1 protein-coding gene is annotated in these 1026 nt (G+C 45.0%); it reads left to right on the top strand.

Annotated elements, in window-relative coordinates; translation table 11 throughout:
* The coding region (locus R7P69_RS25290; RefSeq protein ID WP_318121841.1) for a tandem-95 repeat protein at positions 1-1026 on the top strand (1026 nt) is incomplete at both ends.

Here is a 1026-nt window from a genome sequence, read left to right as displayed (position 1 = left end):
ATTAACCGTTTCTTTAGAAAACAACTCAAACGGTTACTTTGTGTTAGTTGGCGATGAAGTCAAACTGACTCAAGCGGGTGTTGACGCGGTTAACAACGACGAACTCAACCTTAAAGGCCTGACTATTAGCGCGTCAGTATCGGATGGTGTTAATCCAACAGCTAACGACAGTGACAGTTTGGTTGTGAATCGTGTTAACGATGCACCGACTGTAGAAAATGCCATTGCAGACCAAGTGTTATCGGAAGATTTCGCGACCTACACGATCGACTTGAATGAAGTATTCAAAGATACTGATTCCTCGCTAGAATTCTCAGTTTCTGGCAATAACAGCATCCAAATTTCTATTGTGAATGGCGTCGCCACAATCAATCCGACTGCGGATTGGAATGGCAAAGAGACAATTACGTTTACAGCTAAAGACCCAAGCGGCGAAAGCGTTAGCCAAACGGTGGACTTTACGGTTGCACCAGTAGTCGACATCAAGGCTGACAGCACAAATGTAGTCGAAGACACACCAACCATCATTAACGTCTTAGGTAACGACACGTTTGAAAGCACTGATAAAGTGGTGTCACTGGACGCTGAGAATGGTCCTAAAAATGGCACCGTCATCGTAAACAACGATGGTACGGTGACCTACACACCAGATGATAACTACGTCGGTAAAGATACTTTCACTTACGTCGTGACATCAGGTGGAGTGTCTGAATCCACCACCGTCACTGTCAATGTAACACCGGTCAACGATGCGCCAGTGGCGAAAGATGACATCGCTACGACACAAGAAGACACTGCAGTTACTATTGATGTTCTGTCAAACGATACTGATGTGGATGGCGATAAGTTGTCGATCCAATCTGCGACTGTTCCTGAAGCACAAGGTAAAGTAGAGATCGTTGATGGCAAGTTGGTGTTCACTCCGGCAGAAAACTTCAATGGTGATGTTGAAATTACTTACACCGTAACGGACGGTCAATTGACCGACGAAGCGAAAGTAACTGTTACAGTAAATCCAGTGAACGA

It is taken from the genome of Vibrio sp. 661, from assembly GCF_033339315.1.
Taxonomy (GTDB): Bacteria; Pseudomonadota; Gammaproteobacteria; order Enterobacterales; family Vibrionaceae; genus Vibrio; species Vibrio alginolyticus.
Note: the sequence above shows the minus strand (reverse complement) of the source record. Positions and strands in the feature narration are given on the sequence as shown.